The 15,645-nt window shown below is 50.4% G+C and carries 14 protein-coding genes; all 14 read left to right on the top strand.

The features are described 5' to 3' along the window. Nucleotides 1–11: 11 nt before the first annotated feature. The 14 genes from D5085_15510 (at nucleotide 12) to D5085_15445 (ending at nucleotide 15,643) form a co-directional block, all read left to right on the top strand. A complete protein-coding gene (locus tag D5085_15510) occupies nucleotides 12–1,805 on the top strand; it encodes a DUF1538 domain-containing protein (protein QEP44410.1) in 1,794 nt (597 codons plus the stop codon). Then, complete coding sequence (locus D5085_15505; GenBank protein QEP44409.1) at nucleotides 1,798–2,178, top strand: P-II family nitrogen regulator; 381 nt, start codon at nucleotides 1,798–1,800, stop codon at nucleotides 2,176–2,178. The genes D5085_15510 and D5085_15505 overlap by 8 nt, the downstream gene beginning before the upstream one ends. A gap of 3 nt (nucleotides 2,179–2,181) precedes the next feature. Continuing rightward, on the top strand, nucleotides 2,182–2,526 hold the full coding sequence (locus tag D5085_15500; GenBank protein QEP44408.1) for a hypothetical protein: 345 nt from the start codon (nucleotides 2,182–2,184) through the stop codon (nucleotides 2,524–2,526). Next, nucleotides 2,523–3,371, top strand: coding sequence for a hypothetical protein (locus tag D5085_15495; protein ID QEP44407.1), 849 nt, complete (start codon nucleotides 2,523–2,525; stop codon nucleotides 3,369–3,371). Before D5085_15500 ends, D5085_15495 begins: the two co-directional genes overlap by 4 nt. A gap of 84 nt (nucleotides 3,372–3,455) precedes the next feature. Then, nucleotides 3,456–4,904 carry a sensor histidine kinase gene (locus tag D5085_15490; GenBank protein ID QEP44406.1) on the top strand — a complete coding sequence of 483 codons (1,449 nt, stop codon included), beginning with the start codon at nucleotides 3,456–3,458 and terminating at the stop codon, nucleotides 4,902–4,904. Continuing rightward, nucleotides 4,858–6,495: a DUF3369 domain-containing protein gene (locus tag D5085_15485; GenBank protein QEP44405.1), complete on the top strand. Its 1,638-nt coding sequence runs from the start codon at nucleotides 4,858–4,860 to the stop codon at nucleotides 6,493–6,495. The genes D5085_15490 and D5085_15485 overlap by 47 nt, the downstream gene beginning before the upstream one ends. Beyond that, nucleotides 6,476–7,690, top strand: coding sequence for a porin (locus D5085_15480; GenBank protein QEP44404.1), 1,215 nt, complete (start codon nucleotides 6,476–6,478; stop codon nucleotides 7,688–7,690). Before D5085_15485 ends, D5085_15480 begins: the two co-directional genes overlap by 20 nt. A 2-nt stretch (nucleotides 7,691–7,692) precedes the next feature. Next, entirely contained in the window at nucleotides 7,693–8,151 is a 459-nt protein-coding gene (locus D5085_15475) for a hypothetical protein (protein QEP44403.1), read from the top strand. Between the two features lie 3 nt (nucleotides 8,152–8,154). Next, nucleotides 8,155–9,738, top strand: coding sequence for a sensor domain-containing diguanylate cyclase (locus tag D5085_15470; GenBank protein QEP44402.1), 1,584 nt, complete (start codon nucleotides 8,155–8,157; stop codon nucleotides 9,736–9,738). A 35-nt stretch (nucleotides 9,739–9,773) separates the two neighbouring features. Then, on the top strand, nucleotides 9,774–11,396 hold the full coding sequence (locus D5085_15465; protein QEP44401.1) for a methyl-accepting chemotaxis protein: 1,623 nt from the start codon (nucleotides 9,774–9,776) through the stop codon (nucleotides 11,394–11,396). A 9-nt stretch (nucleotides 11,397–11,405) separates the two neighbouring features. Then, nucleotides 11,406–12,632 (top strand): hypothetical protein, encoded by a 1,227-nt coding sequence (locus D5085_15460; protein ID QEP44400.1) that lies wholly within the window; start codon nucleotides 11,406–11,408, stop codon nucleotides 12,630–12,632. 16 nt (nucleotides 12,633–12,648) lie between these two features. Continuing rightward, nucleotides 12,649–13,092 carry a phosphate ABC transporter substrate-binding protein gene (locus tag D5085_15455; protein ID QEP44399.1) on the top strand — a complete coding sequence of 148 codons (444 nt, stop codon included), beginning with the start codon at nucleotides 12,649–12,651 and terminating at the stop codon, nucleotides 13,090–13,092. 14 nt (nucleotides 13,093–13,106) lie between these two features. Next, nucleotides 13,107–14,363 carry a hypothetical protein gene (locus D5085_15450; GenBank protein QEP44398.1) on the top strand — a complete coding sequence of 419 codons (1,257 nt, stop codon included), beginning with the start codon at nucleotides 13,107–13,109 and terminating at the stop codon, nucleotides 14,361–14,363. 20 nt (nucleotides 14,364–14,383) lie between these two features. Continuing rightward, the gene (locus tag D5085_15445) at nucleotides 14,384–15,643 is read left to right on the top strand and encodes a response regulator (protein ID QEP44397.1); all 1,260 of its coding nucleotides are present in this window, start codon (nucleotides 14,384–14,386) and stop codon (nucleotides 15,641–15,643) included. Nucleotides 15,644–15,645: the final 2 nt, after the last annotated feature.

Genomic DNA, 15,645 nt, shown 5'->3' with positions numbered 1-15,645 from the left:
GAGCAAGAGAAGTGCCTCGTTCTATCCGTTTTGCCGCCTTTACCCGCGAGGTTAACGCTCACCACTATCGGGTGAGCTATAACCACCTGACCCCAAAGCCGCGCTATGATGAGCAGGGAGGTGAGATCCCCTATAAAGCGCCACTGCTTAAACTGCGTCTAATTGATGCTTGGCGGCTGATTGCCCCCTACGTAGGGGTTAGGCTTAAAGAGCAGTTGCAGGCGGTGGTCCCCCTAGCGCTCTATCTGGTGCTGCTGCAGGTGGTGATTTTGCGCCAAGAGGTTACCGACGCCGGTGTCATTGCCGCAGGGCTAGTGGCGGTGATTATGGGGCTAATGCTATTTATGGAGGGGCTGAAGATTGGCCTCATGCCGTTTGGTGAGCTCATTGGTCATTCGTTGCCGACTCGGGCAACACTGCCGGTGGTGCTGCTTATTGCGTTTCTGCTCGGCATTGGGGTCACCTTTGCCGAGCCGGCGATCGGGGCGCTAAAGACTGCCGGTTCGATAGTCGATGTCAACGCCGCCCCCTATCTCTATCTGCTGCTCAATGAGTGGTCTGAGGTGCTGGTGCTCGTGGTGGGTGCGGGTGTGGGGGGAGCGGCGATACTCGGTACTTTGCGCTTTTTATATGGCTGGAGCCTAAAGCCGCTTATCTATCTGACGCTCACTCCGACCCTGCTATTGACCCTCTATTTGAGTCTGGATAGTGATTTGCGTCCGGTATTGGGGTTGGCGTGGGATAGTGGGGCGGTAACGACTGGGCCGGTCACCGTACCGCTGGTCTTAAGTCTTGGGATCGGGATCGCCGCCGCCGCCGGTAAGGGGCACAATAGCTCGTCGGGGTTTGGCATTGTGACGCTCGCGTCGCTGTTTCCTATTATTGCGGTGATGTTGTTGGCGCTGTTTGTCTCTCAACAGAGCAGCGTCGATGAGATTAGGTTGGCAGTGGCCGGATCGCAGGCGGCTGAGGTGGCAACTGAGTGGAGTCGCTCGCCTTGGAGTGAGATTGTGGGTGGGGTTCGGGCCATTGTGCCGCTGGTGCTATTTCTGCTCGCGGTGCTGGTGTGGGTGTTAAAGGAGCGCTTAAAGCAGCCCGGGCACCTCTTTTTCGGCATTGCCTTGGCGGTGGTGGGGATGATTATCTTCAGTCTAGGGCTAACCTACGGTCTGGCTAAGTTGGGTAGTCAGTCTGGTAGTCTGGTGCCGGCGGCCTTTACGACGATTTCGGCGGTGGCTGACTCCCCCCTCTATAGTTATCTGGTCGGTATTCTGATCGCGCTGCTATTTGCTTGGGTGTTGGGCTTTGGTGCGACACTGGCAGAACCGGCGCTAAATGCACTGGGGATGACGGTGGAGAATCTCACCAATGGCGCCTTTCCTAAACGGCTATTGATGCTGGCGGTCTCTATCGGAGTCGGCTGTGGCATTGCGGTAGGGGTGGCTAAAATTATCTTTACCATCCCTTTGGTGGCGATTTTGCTGCCGGCCTATCTGCTCGCGGTGGTATTAACTTGGTTATCGACCGAGGAGTTTGTCAATATCGCCTGGGATAGCGCCGGTGTGACTACAGGGCCGGTGACGGTGCCGCTGGTGCTCTCCATGGGGTTGGGATTTGGCACCGCTGTGGGGGCAGTAGAGGGGTTTGGTATTTTGGCCATGGCCTCTATTGGGCCGATTCTGTCGGTGCTACTAACTGGGTTATGGGTCAACTGGAAGGTTAAACGGCGCCATCTTGACTACGATAGTGGGTTAGCAGCAGCGCCGTCGTTAGCGACAAAGAGAGAGGGAGTGGGGCATGAGTAAAAAAGAGATTGTTATTTTAACCGATGTAGCACTCATTACGGCTGCGGTGCCAAAAGGGCACGCCGATGCGGTGGTGCAGGCAGCGCAGGAGGGGGGGGCGCAGGGGGCGAGTATTCACTACGCTTTCGGTCGCGGGGTGCGGGAGCGGTTGGGTATTTTAGGTCTAACGATCGATGCCGAAAAGGAGGTGATTAATATCGTGGTCTCTAGTGATCAGGTCGATCATATTGTTGATCGTATCTATAGTGCCGGTCGCTTCGATACCCCGGGGATGGGATTTTTATGGGTCACTCCGGTGGAGAAGGCAGCGACCTTTATTCCGGCCGATATTTTAAACAAAATAGCGGCACAGGAGCGGGGGGAGGAGGGGTAGCGAATGCCACTATTAACCGAACAGAAGTTAATTACCGCCATCCTCCCTGTCGGACGCGCTGCGCCCATTATCGAGAAGTTGGTCTATGACAAGGGGGTGAGTCGGGTGAATATTCACCACGGTCGCGGGGTAGGACGGATAACTCCATTACGCCATCGCGGTGTCGGCGAGACGACCGAAAAAGATACCCTCTCGGTCGTTGTCGCCGCGACTGAGGCCGATAGGCTGTTTGAGTATCTCTTCTTTGAGGCCGATATTAACCGTCCCCACGGCGGGCTTATCTATATGCAGCCTCTGTTAGGGGCGACCCCCTTTGAGCTGCCACCCTTAGAGGAGGAGAGTCGATGAGAGGGAGAGCCATGTTGATTTTGCTGCTACTGCTACCCCTCGGTGGGTCTCTCTCTGCCTCAGAGGGGCTCATCTTCTCTGTCTCCCCCGGTCGGACGCAGACAGAGCGGGAGGCGCAGTATGGCGAGCTAATCGCCTACCTGTCGCAGCAGCTCGCTACCGATGTAAAGATGGTTATCCACCATCGCTATGATGATCTATCTTATGCGTTACAGCATGAGTTGAGCGATATTGCGATTATCTCTGCTGCGCAATATGTGCAGATAGCGTCAACACTGCCGCAGTTACGATATGTCGCGACGATTCAGATGCGCAGTCGTGATGGCGGCTTGAGTGATAGTTTTCAGACCTATCTGGTCTCACTCAAGCAGAGTCGCTTCAGACAGGTGGCGGATCTGAAACAGAGCCGGCTAGGTTTAAAAGATGTGGGCTCGACGAGTGGCTATCTGCTACCTATCTTAATGTTATCGAAACAGGGGATCGACTATCAGAGCTACTTTAATGAGATATTTTTCTTGCGTAAAAGCTCAAAGCTAGCACAGGCGCTGGTCGCAGGCTCCATCGATGTTGCCGCTTTGAGCCGTAACCGTTACCTTCAATCGGTACAGCAGTATGGGGATATTTTTCATATTATCGACAAGAGCCCCCCCTATCCCGAATCGACACTGGTGGTCGCACCGCATCTGGATCAGGCGAGAGTCGAGAAGATAACTGAAGCGGTAGTCAACTATCGTAGTGAGAGCGAGGTAAATGCCGCACCGATCAGCTTTGTGGCTCATGGCGATAGCTATTACGATGTCGTGCGTCAATCTCAGCAGCTACTCAATTTATTTAATTCGCAATAGAGGCGACACAAAAGTGACACTCTCTTGTGACAAGATAGCCCGTTTCCACCCCCATTCAAAAGAGCCTAAGTAAGATATTAGCGCATGATCAAGTTTAAAAATTACCACTATATTCTGCTCATAGCGGTAGTGCTTTTTTTGGCTTTTCAGTGGTTTAGTTTAAAAAACTCTGCCGAAAATAGATCGCGACTCGATAGTGTTAAAGATTACCACTATCCGCTACTTGAGACGATGGATCAGACGCTGTTTCGTTTAGAGCAGATTAAAGATCTCTATCTACAGGCGGTACTCATTGGCGAAATCGAGATGGTTGTTGACGCAAACAGAGTGGTTGTCGAGATGCGGGCCGCACTCGATGAGTTAACGCGCTATGAGGCCGTTAAGCTCGAAGTAGAGCGGCTGATTGCGCAGCTAGATCGCTATACTTCGGCTAGTGGCGAGGTGGCGCAACAGATGATTAACGGCGCTGTCAACGCCGATGTGTGGCTGCCCGATAGCGAGCGGATGAATGTTGAGCTACAGCAGTTTGAGACCATGGCGCAAACTTTTCGGCAGCAGAGTTACGCTAATTTTATTGCGACCCTCTCTAGATCGGAGACGGTCGCCTCCCATCTCCACCTCTCAGGGATTATCTTAGGGGTGATTAACCTAATGTTTATCGCGACATTAGGTTATCTAATCGCCTCAAACAACCGCATGATGACTATTATTGAGCGGCAGAACGAGACCCTAGAGCAGCGGGTGGCCGAGCGAACAACTGCATTAGAGGCGGCGCAATCTGAGTTAATCAAATCGGAGAAGATGGCGGCGTTAGGCGGATTGGTTAGCGGTGTGGCCCATGAGATCAATACGCCGTTAGGGGTCAGTATTACCGCCACCTCACACCTAGCGGAGGAGAGTCGCCGCTTCTCGCTGCTACTACAGGAGGGGAAGATGAAAAAATCCTCGCTAGTGAACTATGTCGAGCAGGTCGATGAGGGGGTGGTGATGTTGCAAGCCAATCTAACTCGCGCCGCTGAACTGATTAAAAACTTTAAACAGGTGGCGGTGGACCAATCGATTGAGGAGATTAGAACGCTTAACCTTGGTGACTACCTGCAAGAGGTGTTAAGTAGCCTGCGACCGAAGTGGAAACATACCCAAATCGAACTGATTACCGACTTTGCCGATAAGGTAGAGATAACCACCTACCCGGGTGCTCTGGCACAAATAATGACCAATTTTATCTCTAATTCGATTATCCACGGTTTTGAGGACGGCTCAGTGGCAGGGGAGATCGCGATCACTCTGACACAACAGCCTCAAGGGATTGAGCTACGCTATCGTGATAGTGGCAAAGGGATGGCGCAAGAGAGTCTGGATAAAATTTTTGATCCCTTCTATACCACTCGGCGTGGTCAAGGGGGAACTGGCTTAGGCATGCATATTGTCTATAACTTAGTTACCCAAAAATTAAAGGGGAGTATCGATTGTCATAGTGCGCCTAATGAGGGGTGCCGTTTTACAATCATACTTCCAGAGCGATTGGATTGATAGTGAGAGAGAAGTTGAAACTGATATGATAGATGAGGACGATTTTGAGTTTATCGATGAGGATGAGTCTGAGGGCGCTGCGCAAACAGGCGCAATGACCGAGCCGCTGTATAAACCTTGGAAGGTTGCGATTATCGATGATGAGGAGCAGATTCACAAAGTGACCAAAATGGTACTCGGGGAGTACCAGTTTCATGGTCGGCCGCTACAATTTTTTAGTGCCTATAGCGCGGCGGAAGGGCGTGAGCTATTTCAACAGCACCACGATATTGCCGTCTGTCTGCTCGATGTGGTGATGGAGAGCGAGAGTGCCGGGCTCGATCTGGTTAAAGATATTCGGGCAATCGATCATAACCACTTTACCCGCATTGTGTTGCGTACCGGTCAACCGGGGCAGGCACCCGAGGAGGAGGTGATTAGTCGTTACGATATTAACGACTATAAAGAGAAGACCGAGCTTACTCGCACCAAATTGACCACGCTCATGCACGCCTGTCTGAAAACCTATGAGTTTATTGTGCAGCAAGAGCAGATGAAATCGGGGTTAGAGAAGGTGCTGGAGTCAACGGCAAAGATATTTGAATCACCTAACTTAGGCGAATTTGCCCAAGGGGTGATGTTGCAAATACTCTCCCTATTTAAGTTTGGTGATGATGCGGCGCTGCTGAAGATAGATCACATGATGGCCGGATATGAGAAGGGGCAAAATTTGCGGATCATCGCCGGAACAGGGGATTACGATCCTAATAGTGGCAATGTCGTCAAAAAGCTCCCCGATGGGTTTCTGAATGATATTAATCAGCAGCAAGAACGATTCCGTTTCTACTATGACGATAACTACTTTGTCGCCTCCTATCTAGGTAAGGAGCAGGAGCGCTATATTTTGGCTATCTGTGGGGCGTTAGAGGGGTTTACGCCACTCCACTCTAAACTCGCCTCGATCTACTGCCACAACGCTTTGGTGGCGTTTGAAAATATTATCTTAAACGATGAGATTGAGCAGGCGCAGTGGGAGATGGTCTATCTGCTCGGGGGGGCGGTTGAGACGCGCTCTAAAGAGACTGGCAACCATATTACTCGGGTCTCTGAACTCTCAGAGCTGTTGGCAAACAAGATTGGCTTAGGCAGTAAACAGGCTGAATTAATCAAATGGGCCTCGCCGCTGCATGATGTGGGCAAAATTGCTATTCCCGATGCAATTTTAAATAAACCCGGCAAACTCGATGCAGAGGAGTGGCAGGTGATGAAAACCCATGCTGAAGAGGGGTATCGTATGCTGGCTAAGTCGAATAAACGCATTATTCAACTCGCTAGCCGTATCGCTCGTGATCACCATGAACATTGGAATGGTAAGGGCTATCCGAATGGCTTAAAGGGGGAGGCGATTAGTGTGGAGGGGCGAATTACGGCGGTGGCCGATGTCTTTGATGCTCTCTGTAGTCGCCGCTGTTATAAGCCGGCGTGGAGCTATGACAAAGTCTTTGCTTACATGGAGGAGATGTCGGGAGAGCAGTTTGATCCTGACATGATTTCAGCCTTAATAAGTGAAAAAGAGAGGGTATTATCGATCTATGAACGCTTTAAAGATTAAAACAGGGAGCAGATTAGCGCTAGCGGTCGTTACCGCACTCGCCTCTCTCCCCCTGTATGCTATGGCGCTCTCCGAGAGTTTAGCGCTTAACGGTTTTGCCTCTGTTGGGGCTGTCTATAATAGTGACGATGATGCAGTCTATGTGCGCAATGTGGCACAGCCCGGGAGGGGGATTGATACCCTCTCCTATCAACTCGATACGAGGGCTGGAGTGCAGCTTAACTATCGTGCTAATGAGCAGTTAAGCGGTGGAATTCAGCTACTGAGTCGCTACCGCTATGATGAGAGTTTTACCCCTGAATTGAGCTGGGCCTACCTAAAATATAGGCTATTACCTGAGGCCGAACTCCGCTTAGGTCGCTTAGGGCTCGATATCTTTTTTCGTTCCGATTCGCGTGATATAGGTTACTCCTACCTCTGGGTTAGACCGCCGGTTGACTACTATGGCGTGATTAATGTCTCCCGATTCGATGGTGTCGATCTCAGTCAATATCTATCGCTTAAGCAGGGGGTGTTCAAAGTGAAGGGCTTTTATGGTCTGGCAAATCAGAAGTTTCCCGGCTTTAATGCCAATCAGCTCGATTTTAGCGACTCTCCTCTCTACGGTCTCTTAGCTGAGTATCAGGGTATCGATTGGTTCTATAAACTTACCCTATCGGGGCTTAAGTTGAACGATGAAGATCCCTCAATCACCCAGCTCAGCCAAATCGTGGCCAACGGGAATCAGACACTGGCTGAGCAGTTGGCGATGAGGGATAAAACCTTACGCTACTATAGCTTTGGTGTGGGGTACGAAAAGGGGAGGTGGCGAGTTCAGAGCGCTCTAGGGCGAATCGAGAGCGAGACTTTGGCGATCTCCGATAACCTCTCGGCCTATATCAGTCTCGGCTACCGGCTCCAACGCTGGACTCCCTATTTTATGGTGTCAGGAGTGAGATCTGAGAGTGTGACGCCGGTAAGTGTGGCACCGGAGCTCGATCCCTTAATAGCGATGGCGGTCGCTGAAGGCGAGTTAGATCAGCGTACCCTCTCCATCGGGGGACGATACGATTTGAGTGATACGATCGCGCTTAAACTGCAATTTGATCGAGTTAAAAGTGCGATAAAGCCCTCCCTGCTCTGGTATGTCGATGATCTTGAAAGGTGGGATCAGGAGAATAGTATCAGCTCTATTGTGATAGATATGGTGTTTTAGAGATGTATAGTTATCAACTAAGTTATCGGATTAGCTACTGGAGTCTCACCGCGTCTCTGCTGCTTATCAGCGCTCTAATTCACGCGAATGGGCTAGGTGAGATATGGGTTGTCGTCAGCCCGCAGAGTGAGGTGTCGCAGCTAACTAAATCGGAGGTGATCAACCTCTACATGGGACGGCAGCGGACACTAGGGGAGGGGCGTATTGCACTGCCGGTTGAGCTAGCGGGTAACAATGCCCTAAAGGCGCAGTTCTATCAGCAGCTAATGGAGCGGGAGATCTCCGAAATTAACTCCTACTGGGCGCGACTGATCTTCTCTGGTCAAAACTCGCCCCCACGCCAACTCGCTTCACTCGCGGAGATTAGGCAGAGTGTGCGAGATAACCCAGGGGCTATCGGTTACCTTCCTGCTGGTGAAGAGCTCTCAGGTCTAACCGTAGTCTTCACCCTAAAGGAGTAGTTGATGGCGGCTATTTCGGTTCGACACAGCCTTGTATCCTATACTTTGTGGCGTATTTTAGGGATCGTCTCTTTTGTCGGTCTAATCACTAGCGTCGCCGGTTACCTATTTACTGCCGATAGAGCGGAGAGGGAGGCGGTAGAGAGCATTAATGCGCTGATTAATGTGATCGAGCCGACCGCTAACATTGCCTGCTATCTCAATGACACTGGCGCTGCGACGGAGATTGTCAATGGGTTATTAAGCAGCCGTTTAATCGCTAAAGTGGCCCTCTATGGCAGTACTCAGTCGCCATTAGCAAGCGATACTAAGCCCTCTGCTAGGCAGCAGCAGGATAGCCGCTCCATGAGTCGCCTACTCTACTCCCCCTTTGAGGCGCAACAGAGCGTCGGTAAAATTATTATTGAGCTAGACCAAAGTGAGCTACAACGGACAGTGCAGACATCGCTGCTCTATGTGGTCATTCCGGTGATCGGTCAGACCCTGATCGGCATCGTCGCCCTGCTGCTGCTGTTACAGTCAGTTATCTCTCCAAAAATAAGAGGCTTAATCGAACAGCTCAATCGGGTCAAGTGCGATTATGGTGAGACACTATGTTGCCAGCCGGAGGATGAGAAGAATGAGATTGGTGCGCTGATTAACTATATTAATCGGTTAATTAATAGTATGTTTCAATCGCTAGAGAGTGAGCGAGAGCTGCGACAACAGCATGAGATTCAGCGACGGCAGTACCACTCGATTCTTGAAAACACCTCCACCTGCATCTTTACCTTTACCCCCGAAGGGACTCTGCTCTCGGCGAATCGAGCCTGTAAAGAGTGTATCGTTGACTCCGATATCGATAGTCAAGATAGTAAGATGCACTTTATAGAGAGGCTAGTCGGCTTTGATACTGAAATTAGAAAACTATTTGAGTCGGCAATCGATAAGCAGCAGCAGGTTGATTTCGATATTCAGGTCAAAGCCTCACAAGATCAGACCGTCAGATGGCTAAAAGTTAACCTAACCCCGATTGGCAATGGGGTGATGCAGGGGGTATTGAACGATATTACCGAATTAAAGATGGAGGCGCAGCTCGCCCAATCCCACGCCCGTATCGATCCATTGACTCAGGTTGCAAACCGGCTCGGTTTTAATGAGAGGCTGGAGTGGATGTTAGCGAGCGTCCATCGCGGTGAGTGCTCAATGACAGTGATGATGATCGATCTTGACCACTTTAAACAGGTCAATGATACCTTAGGTCACGCCGCCGGAGATGATGTTTTAAAAAGTGTGACTCGGCGTATCGCCGATACGGTACGCGAAAGCGATTTTATTGCCCGTTTAGGTGGGGATGAGTTTGTCATTCTGTTAAGTGAGGCAACTAAAGCCGTGGCGGAGCGTATTGCCGTGGAGTTATTGCAAAAAATTGGCACTAAAATTTTATGTGCCGCAGGGCAGAGCGCACAGGTCGGGGCGAGTATCGGTATCTATCTGATTCCCCGTGGCACTGATATTGAGGCCAAAGCGTTATTAGAGCGGGCCGATGAGCGAATGTATGAGATCAAAAAATCGGGCAGAAACAGTTACGGTTTTGTTGATGAGTAGGGTCGAGTTTTCTTCTTTTTGAATGAGAGTAGGGTATGGGCTATTTTAAACGAAATATCGGGGCAAAACTGTTTGCCATTATTCTGGTGGGCATGGTGGTTGTCGGGTCGGTAGTCTTTTACGGTTTTTATACGACCTGGTCGGGGATTGGTGATATTGACAGGGTCGCGCAGCAAGAGCTCACCGATGAGCGGGAGGTGATCCTAATGGTCATTACCTTTAAAAAACAGGTGCAGGAGTGGAAAAATGTACTGTTACGGGGCGACGATCCGACTCAAATGGAGAAGTATTGGCGCAGTTTTCAGCAACAGGAGCAGCAGATTCAGCAGTTAGCCGATCAGTTACTAACGCGCTTAGCCCCAGGGGAGGTTAAAAGCAAACTACAACAGTTTGTCGCCTCCTATCAAGTCATGGGGCAGGCCTACCGAGAGGGGCGACAGACATTGATCGCCTCAGGCTACGATCATAAGGCGGTGGATCGGGCGGTAAAGGGGATCGATCGGGCACCGACAACGCAGCTAGAGGAGGCGGCTCAACTTATCTCAGAGAGTGCCCGCAACCGCTGGTCAGAGACAATTGCCAACGGGCAGGGGGTGATTCAGTCGAGTTCACTGCTGATGTTATTGGCGTTTATGGTGGTCAGCATCACCTCCCTTTGGGTAATGAAGAGCCAAATTGCCAAACCGGCTGAGCAGATGAGCTACCACTTAGAGCAGTTAGCTCAAGGGGACTTTACGCAGCCTATTCGCTACAGTTCAGAAGATGAGTTTGGTCGTATCGCACAGAGCGCGATCACACTGCAATCGGCGTTAGGAGATATCATTCGCGATATTAAGCAGATGTCGGGCAATTTAATTGACTCGGCGCAAAAGTTAACGGCCATTACCGAGCAGAGTAATCAGCTCATCGCTAAACAGCGTTCGGAGACCGATAATCTCTCGCGCGATATGGCGCAGATGTCACAAGCACTCGCAGAGGTGAGCCGTCAGGTAGAGATTGCCGCCGAGCAGGCCAGTCAGGTCGATGAGATGTCGTGTAGCGGTCAGCAGGAGGTGACGCAGACGGTGAACTCGATGCAGCAGCTCGCTACAGTCGTTAAAAATAGTGCCGATGCGATTCAAAATGTCGAAACTGATGTGATTGAGGTGAGCTCGGTACTCGATGTGATTCGGGGTATTGCCGAGCAGACCAATCTTCTGGCGCTCAACGCAGCTATCGAAGCGGCGCGGGCCGGTGAACAGGGACGAGGCTTTGCGGTGGTGGCCGATGAGGTACGGATTTTGGCTGGGCGCACTCAGCAATCGACCCAAGATATTCAGGCCACGATTGAGCGGCTGCAAAATACCACCCAACAGGCGGTCAATTCGATGCAGTCGGGTGAGCAGCAGACAGCGGTCACCGTCGAGATTGCTGAACGGGCAGGGCAGTCGATTAAACATATCTCAGTCGCGGTGAGCTCTATCTCTGCCGCCAATACCATTATTTTAGGGGCAGCGCAGGAGCAGGAGTATAGTGGTAGCGAAATGAATCGTCATATTCATCAAATTAAACAGCTCTCAGAGGAGATTCACACCTTTTCTAACTCTATCTCTACCGCGAATGGCGATCTAAATCGCCTAGCCGGTATGATGGAGAGCCTCTCAGCGCGATTTATATAGGGGGCGGGCGTGAAACATAGTACGACGCTGCTCTGGTCAGGCTATCTGTCGCTAGCACTATCGCTCTTAACCGCCGCGACGGTTGTGGCCGCCTCGGATCGGATGACTCTATACGGTTTTGGCACCTTGGCGATGGCCTGTTTCGATAATAGTGAAGCCGATTTTCGGCACAACTCCCTCTCTGAGGGGCCGGGAAGGAGTCGTCGTTGTGATGCTGAGCTTGACTCTAAAGCGGGGGCACAACTTAACTATCGAGTCTCACCCACTATTGAGGGCTCTTTGCAGGCGGCGCTTAGCAAAAAGAGCGATAACGACTTTGCACCGACGGTGACGATCGCCTCACTCCTCTATACCCCCTCACCCGCTTGGAACTTTACCCTAGGACGCTATCAAAATCCTAATCTAATCCACTCAGCCTCTCGACTGGTCACCTATACCCAACCCTGGGTTCGGCCACCGAGAGAGGTCTATGGAGCCATTCCGGTCTATGATGTCGATGGGGTTGAGGTGAGCTATCATGCCGATTTGGGGGGGGTATCACTTGAATCGCGCTTTGGTATCTACACATCAGAGGAGATTTTAAATATTAACGAAGAGCCGATCGAGGCGAGTGTTGATAAAAATATTTTTGTTAACTTTACCGGTTTTTATAACAATATAACCCTACAAATGGGCCTGATTTCAGGGGCAACGACAGCAGAGCCGGCGGCTATTACAGCGCTGGTCACCACGCTATCTCAGCTCGGTTATCATGGCTTGGCCGAGGAGATGAGCCATCAAGAGGCGGACTCTCTCTATCTATATGGCGGTTTTATCTATGAGAGTGGCCAATGGTTACTTACCGGAGAGATGATTCACTCCGAATTTGACTCCTATTTGAGTGGAACGGATGGGACCTATCTAACGGTCGGTCGCTATCTCGATAAGTGGTTACTCCATCTGACTTGGGGGTGGCGTGAGCGTGCGGGCAGAGATATTAGTGCGCAGGTCACTCAGCCCCCATTAGCGGCCAGCTTAGAGGGGGTGCGCTCTGCCTCATCGATTGCGCACGACACCTTGGTGTTGGGGGTTAACTATAGCCTCTCAGAACAGATGATACTAAAGAGCCAACTCGACTGGATTCGTCCTCGTGCCGGAGATGCGGGTGCCTCTTATGTCAACCACTCATCAGCCTATAATCGCGACGATCCCGGTCGTGATCTACTGTTTACCATTGCGCTCGATTTTATTATTTAAGGGCAGGGGGGTTATGATGCAAAGATATATGGCTACTCAACTCATTCTCGCTCTCCTCTCGCTGCTTATGCTCATGATAGGAGGGGCCGTGGCAGAGGCGAGCGGCGAAGTGGTTGTTATTGTCCACCCTGATAACCGCTCAGAGATCACTAAAGAGGATATCAAGGCGATTTTTCTCGGTAAGACAAAGAGTTTTGCCGATGGTAGGCCAGCGACACCTATTTCGATGAGTAGTGATGAGCCCGAGACCCTCTATTTTATTGAAAATGTGCTAGAGAAAAGTCGTAGCCAATATCGTAACTATTGGGCTAAAAAGATATTTACTAATCGAGGCAAACCGCCCCAAGTGGAGACAAAAGAGCGAATTATTGAGAGGGTCAGTACTGATCCAAATATGATTGGTGTGGTGACCATCGAGAGTGCGGTGACAGGTAGTGTACGGGTCGTACAGACTTATTAACTGATAGCGCGGTGATGAAGGTGGCGTCTCGAAATCTATCTCTAACAAAAGCAGGCAGCGAGAGTGACTCGGCCATCTATCTCGGTGCGATTATGGCCCCCTATCCTGCGCTTAGTGATGACGCGCTCTGTATTGATGCCGAATCGTGGCTAAAGCTACGACCAGATGCGGCTGCAATACCTGTGGTCGATAGCGAAAACTCTCCTATCGGGATCATCTCTCGCACTCACTTTCAGATAAAGTATCTACAACTCTATGGCCGCGATATCTATCGGCACCGTAGCGTGTCGGTAATGATGGATCACACCCCCTTCACGGCTGACTATTTCGACTCAGTAGCGCAGGTGAGCACCCTGTTTGAGCGCAATCGAAACCACTTAATCGAAAATGGGATTTTAGTGACCCAAGAGGGCCTCTATTGCGGTTTCGTAAGTGGTTTGGCGCTGTTAAAGAGTGCTCTTGCCGAGGTTAAGTTGACCAAAAAGCAGCTAGAGCAGGCGCAGCAGGCGCTTATTCAGCGGGAGAAGATGGCCTATTTAGGGAGTCTGGTGGCGGGGGTTGCCCATGAGGTCAATACCCCTATCGGTATAGCGGTCACCGCCGCGAGCACACTTCAGGACGAGGCGGCAAAGTTAGTCGATCTCCTTCGAGCAGGACAGCTTAAACGCTCACTATTAACTCATTTTTCAGAGCTAGTGAGTGACTCTACCGCACTGATTCACGCCAACCTCTCCAGAGCTAATGAGATTATTAGAAACTTTAAATCGATTGCAGTCGATCAGACGAGTAATGAGCTACGAACCTTTGAGTTAGGGGAGTATTGTCAACAGCTATTAGATAGTATGAAACCGACATTATGCCACTATCCACAACCGGTTCGATTGAACTCTCCCCATCAACCCATCGTGGTCACGACCTCGCCGAGTGCTATCTCGCAAATTATTACCAATTTAGTGCTCAATGCACTAGAGCACGCTTTTGATTCAGAGTCGGGATCAGAGCAGAGTCGTCACGGTTCGGTTGAGATAACGCTGTTTGAAACTAAAGGTTCGATTCACCTTATCTGTCAAGATAGTGGCAAGGGGATTGAAGAGGCGATTATCGGTAACATTTTTGATCCCTTTTTTACGACGCTACGCCATCGAGGGGGGAGTGGGCTAGGGCTCCATATTGTCTATAACCTAGTCACTGATGTGCTTCATGGCGAGATCGCTGTTGAGAGCAATAGCGCTTTAGGTGGCACCCGCTTTACTATTATATTTCCGATTTAATCCATATTAAGGAGCCAATTTTGAACTCAGTCATACCAGCGATAGAGAGTGATGAGATTATCTTTTGTGAGGAGGAGGATGAGGCTGACAATGAGAGAGAGGGGGAGGAGGGGCGATGGAAAATAGCCCTGATTGATGATGAGCCGGATGTGCATCAGGTGACTCAGCTATCGATGCGACACCACCACTATCAAGGGAGATCGTTTGAGTTTGTACACGCCTATTCTGCCGAGGAGGGGCGACAGCTCCTAGCGGAGCATAGTGATATTGCCCTGATTTTGTTAGATGTTGTCATGGAGAGTGAGGATAGCGGCCTACAGTTGGTTAACTATATTCGCAATGAGCTAGATAACCAAGTCGTACAAATCGTACTGCGTACCGGACAGGCGGGTATCGCTCCGAGTCAGGATGTGATTGTACGATTTAATATTAATAACTACTATGAGAAGCAGCATTTAACAAGGGATCGACTCTTTACCTCAATTGTCTCCTCCTTGCGAGCCTTTTCACTGCATGAGCAGGCGATCTATAAATCGATGGAGGCAGAGCAGGCAAACTTATCTAAATCACTCTTTATGGCCAATGTTTCGCATGAGATGAGAACACCACTACACGCGATTCTCAGCTTTGCCAATATAGGTATGGAGCATAGTGGGGGGAATGAGCAGGAGAAGAGGTATTTTAGTTATATTCATGAGAGTGGCAAACGCTTACTGATTATGGTAGAGAATTTGCTCAATGTCTCCAAACTAGAGAGCGGATATATCGATTTAAATATCCAACCGGTAGAGATGGTGACTATTGTGGATAACGCCCGTAGTGCCCTATCCTCCACGATGCAAAGAAAGAGTGTCAATGTGCTGGTTCACACTGCCAACACTCCTCTCATTGTAGAGATAGATTCTGAGAAGATAGAGCGTGTTATTATCAATCTGTTAAGTAATGCGGTGAGATTCTCCCCTCATGGGGCCACAGTGACGATTATCTTGAGTGATAAGAGTCTTGGTGGTCTTGACAACTCTCAGGAGATATCGGTGGCCGTTATTGATGAGGGGATCGGTATTCCCGCAGGGGAGGAGGAGCTAATCTTTAGACCCTTCACCAAATCGAGTGACTCCCATAGTCAAGCCAATGGCCTTGGCTTGGGATTGGCGCTTAGTCGAGAGCTAATCCGACTCCATGGCGGCAGTATTAAGGCGGCTAATCGTCATGATGGTCAGGGGGCCATTTTTAACTTTACCTTGCCCAAAAAACAACCAAGATTATCGATAGGGGAGTAGTC

It is taken from the genome of Ectothiorhodospiraceae bacterium BW-2, assembly GCA_008375315.1.
Lineage (GTDB): Bacteria > Pseudomonadota > Gammaproteobacteria > Thiohalomonadales > Thiohalomonadaceae > BW-2.
This window is presented reverse-complemented; position numbering and strand designations above follow the sequence as displayed.

Excerpts from the sequence above, each read along its gene's own strand:
- D5085_15505 (QEP44409.1), top strand. The coding sequence starts at position 1,798 with ATGAGTAAAAAAGAGATTGTTATTTTAACCGATGTAGCACTCATTACG.
- D5085_15500 (QEP44408.1), top strand. The coding sequence starts at position 2,182 with ATGCCACTATTAACCGAACAGAAGTTAATTACCGCCATCCTCCCTGTC.
- D5085_15495 (QEP44407.1), top strand. The coding sequence starts at position 2,523 with ATGAGAGGGAGAGCCATGTTGATTTTGCTGCTACTGCTACCCCTCGGT.
- D5085_15490 (QEP44406.1), top strand. The coding sequence starts at position 3,456 with ATGATCAAGTTTAAAAATTACCACTATATTCTGCTCATAGCGGTAGTG.
- D5085_15485 (QEP44405.1), top strand. The coding sequence starts at position 4,858 with ATGAGGGGTGCCGTTTTACAATCATACTTCCAGAGCGATTGGATTGAT.
- D5085_15480 (QEP44404.1), top strand. The coding sequence starts at position 6,476 with ATGAACGCTTTAAAGATTAAAACAGGGAGCAGATTAGCGCTAGCGGTC.
- D5085_15475 (QEP44403.1), top strand. The coding sequence starts at position 7,693 with ATGTATAGTTATCAACTAAGTTATCGGATTAGCTACTGGAGTCTCACC.
- D5085_15470 (QEP44402.1), top strand. The coding sequence starts at position 8,155 with ATGGCGGCTATTTCGGTTCGACACAGCCTTGTATCCTATACTTTGTGG.
- D5085_15465 (QEP44401.1), top strand. The coding sequence starts at position 9,774 with ATGGGCTATTTTAAACGAAATATCGGGGCAAAACTGTTTGCCATTATT.
- D5085_15455 (QEP44399.1), top strand. The coding sequence starts at position 12,649 with ATGCAAAGATATATGGCTACTCAACTCATTCTCGCTCTCCTCTCGCTG.
- D5085_15450 (QEP44398.1), top strand. The coding sequence starts at position 13,107 with ATGAAGGTGGCGTCTCGAAATCTATCTCTAACAAAAGCAGGCAGCGAG.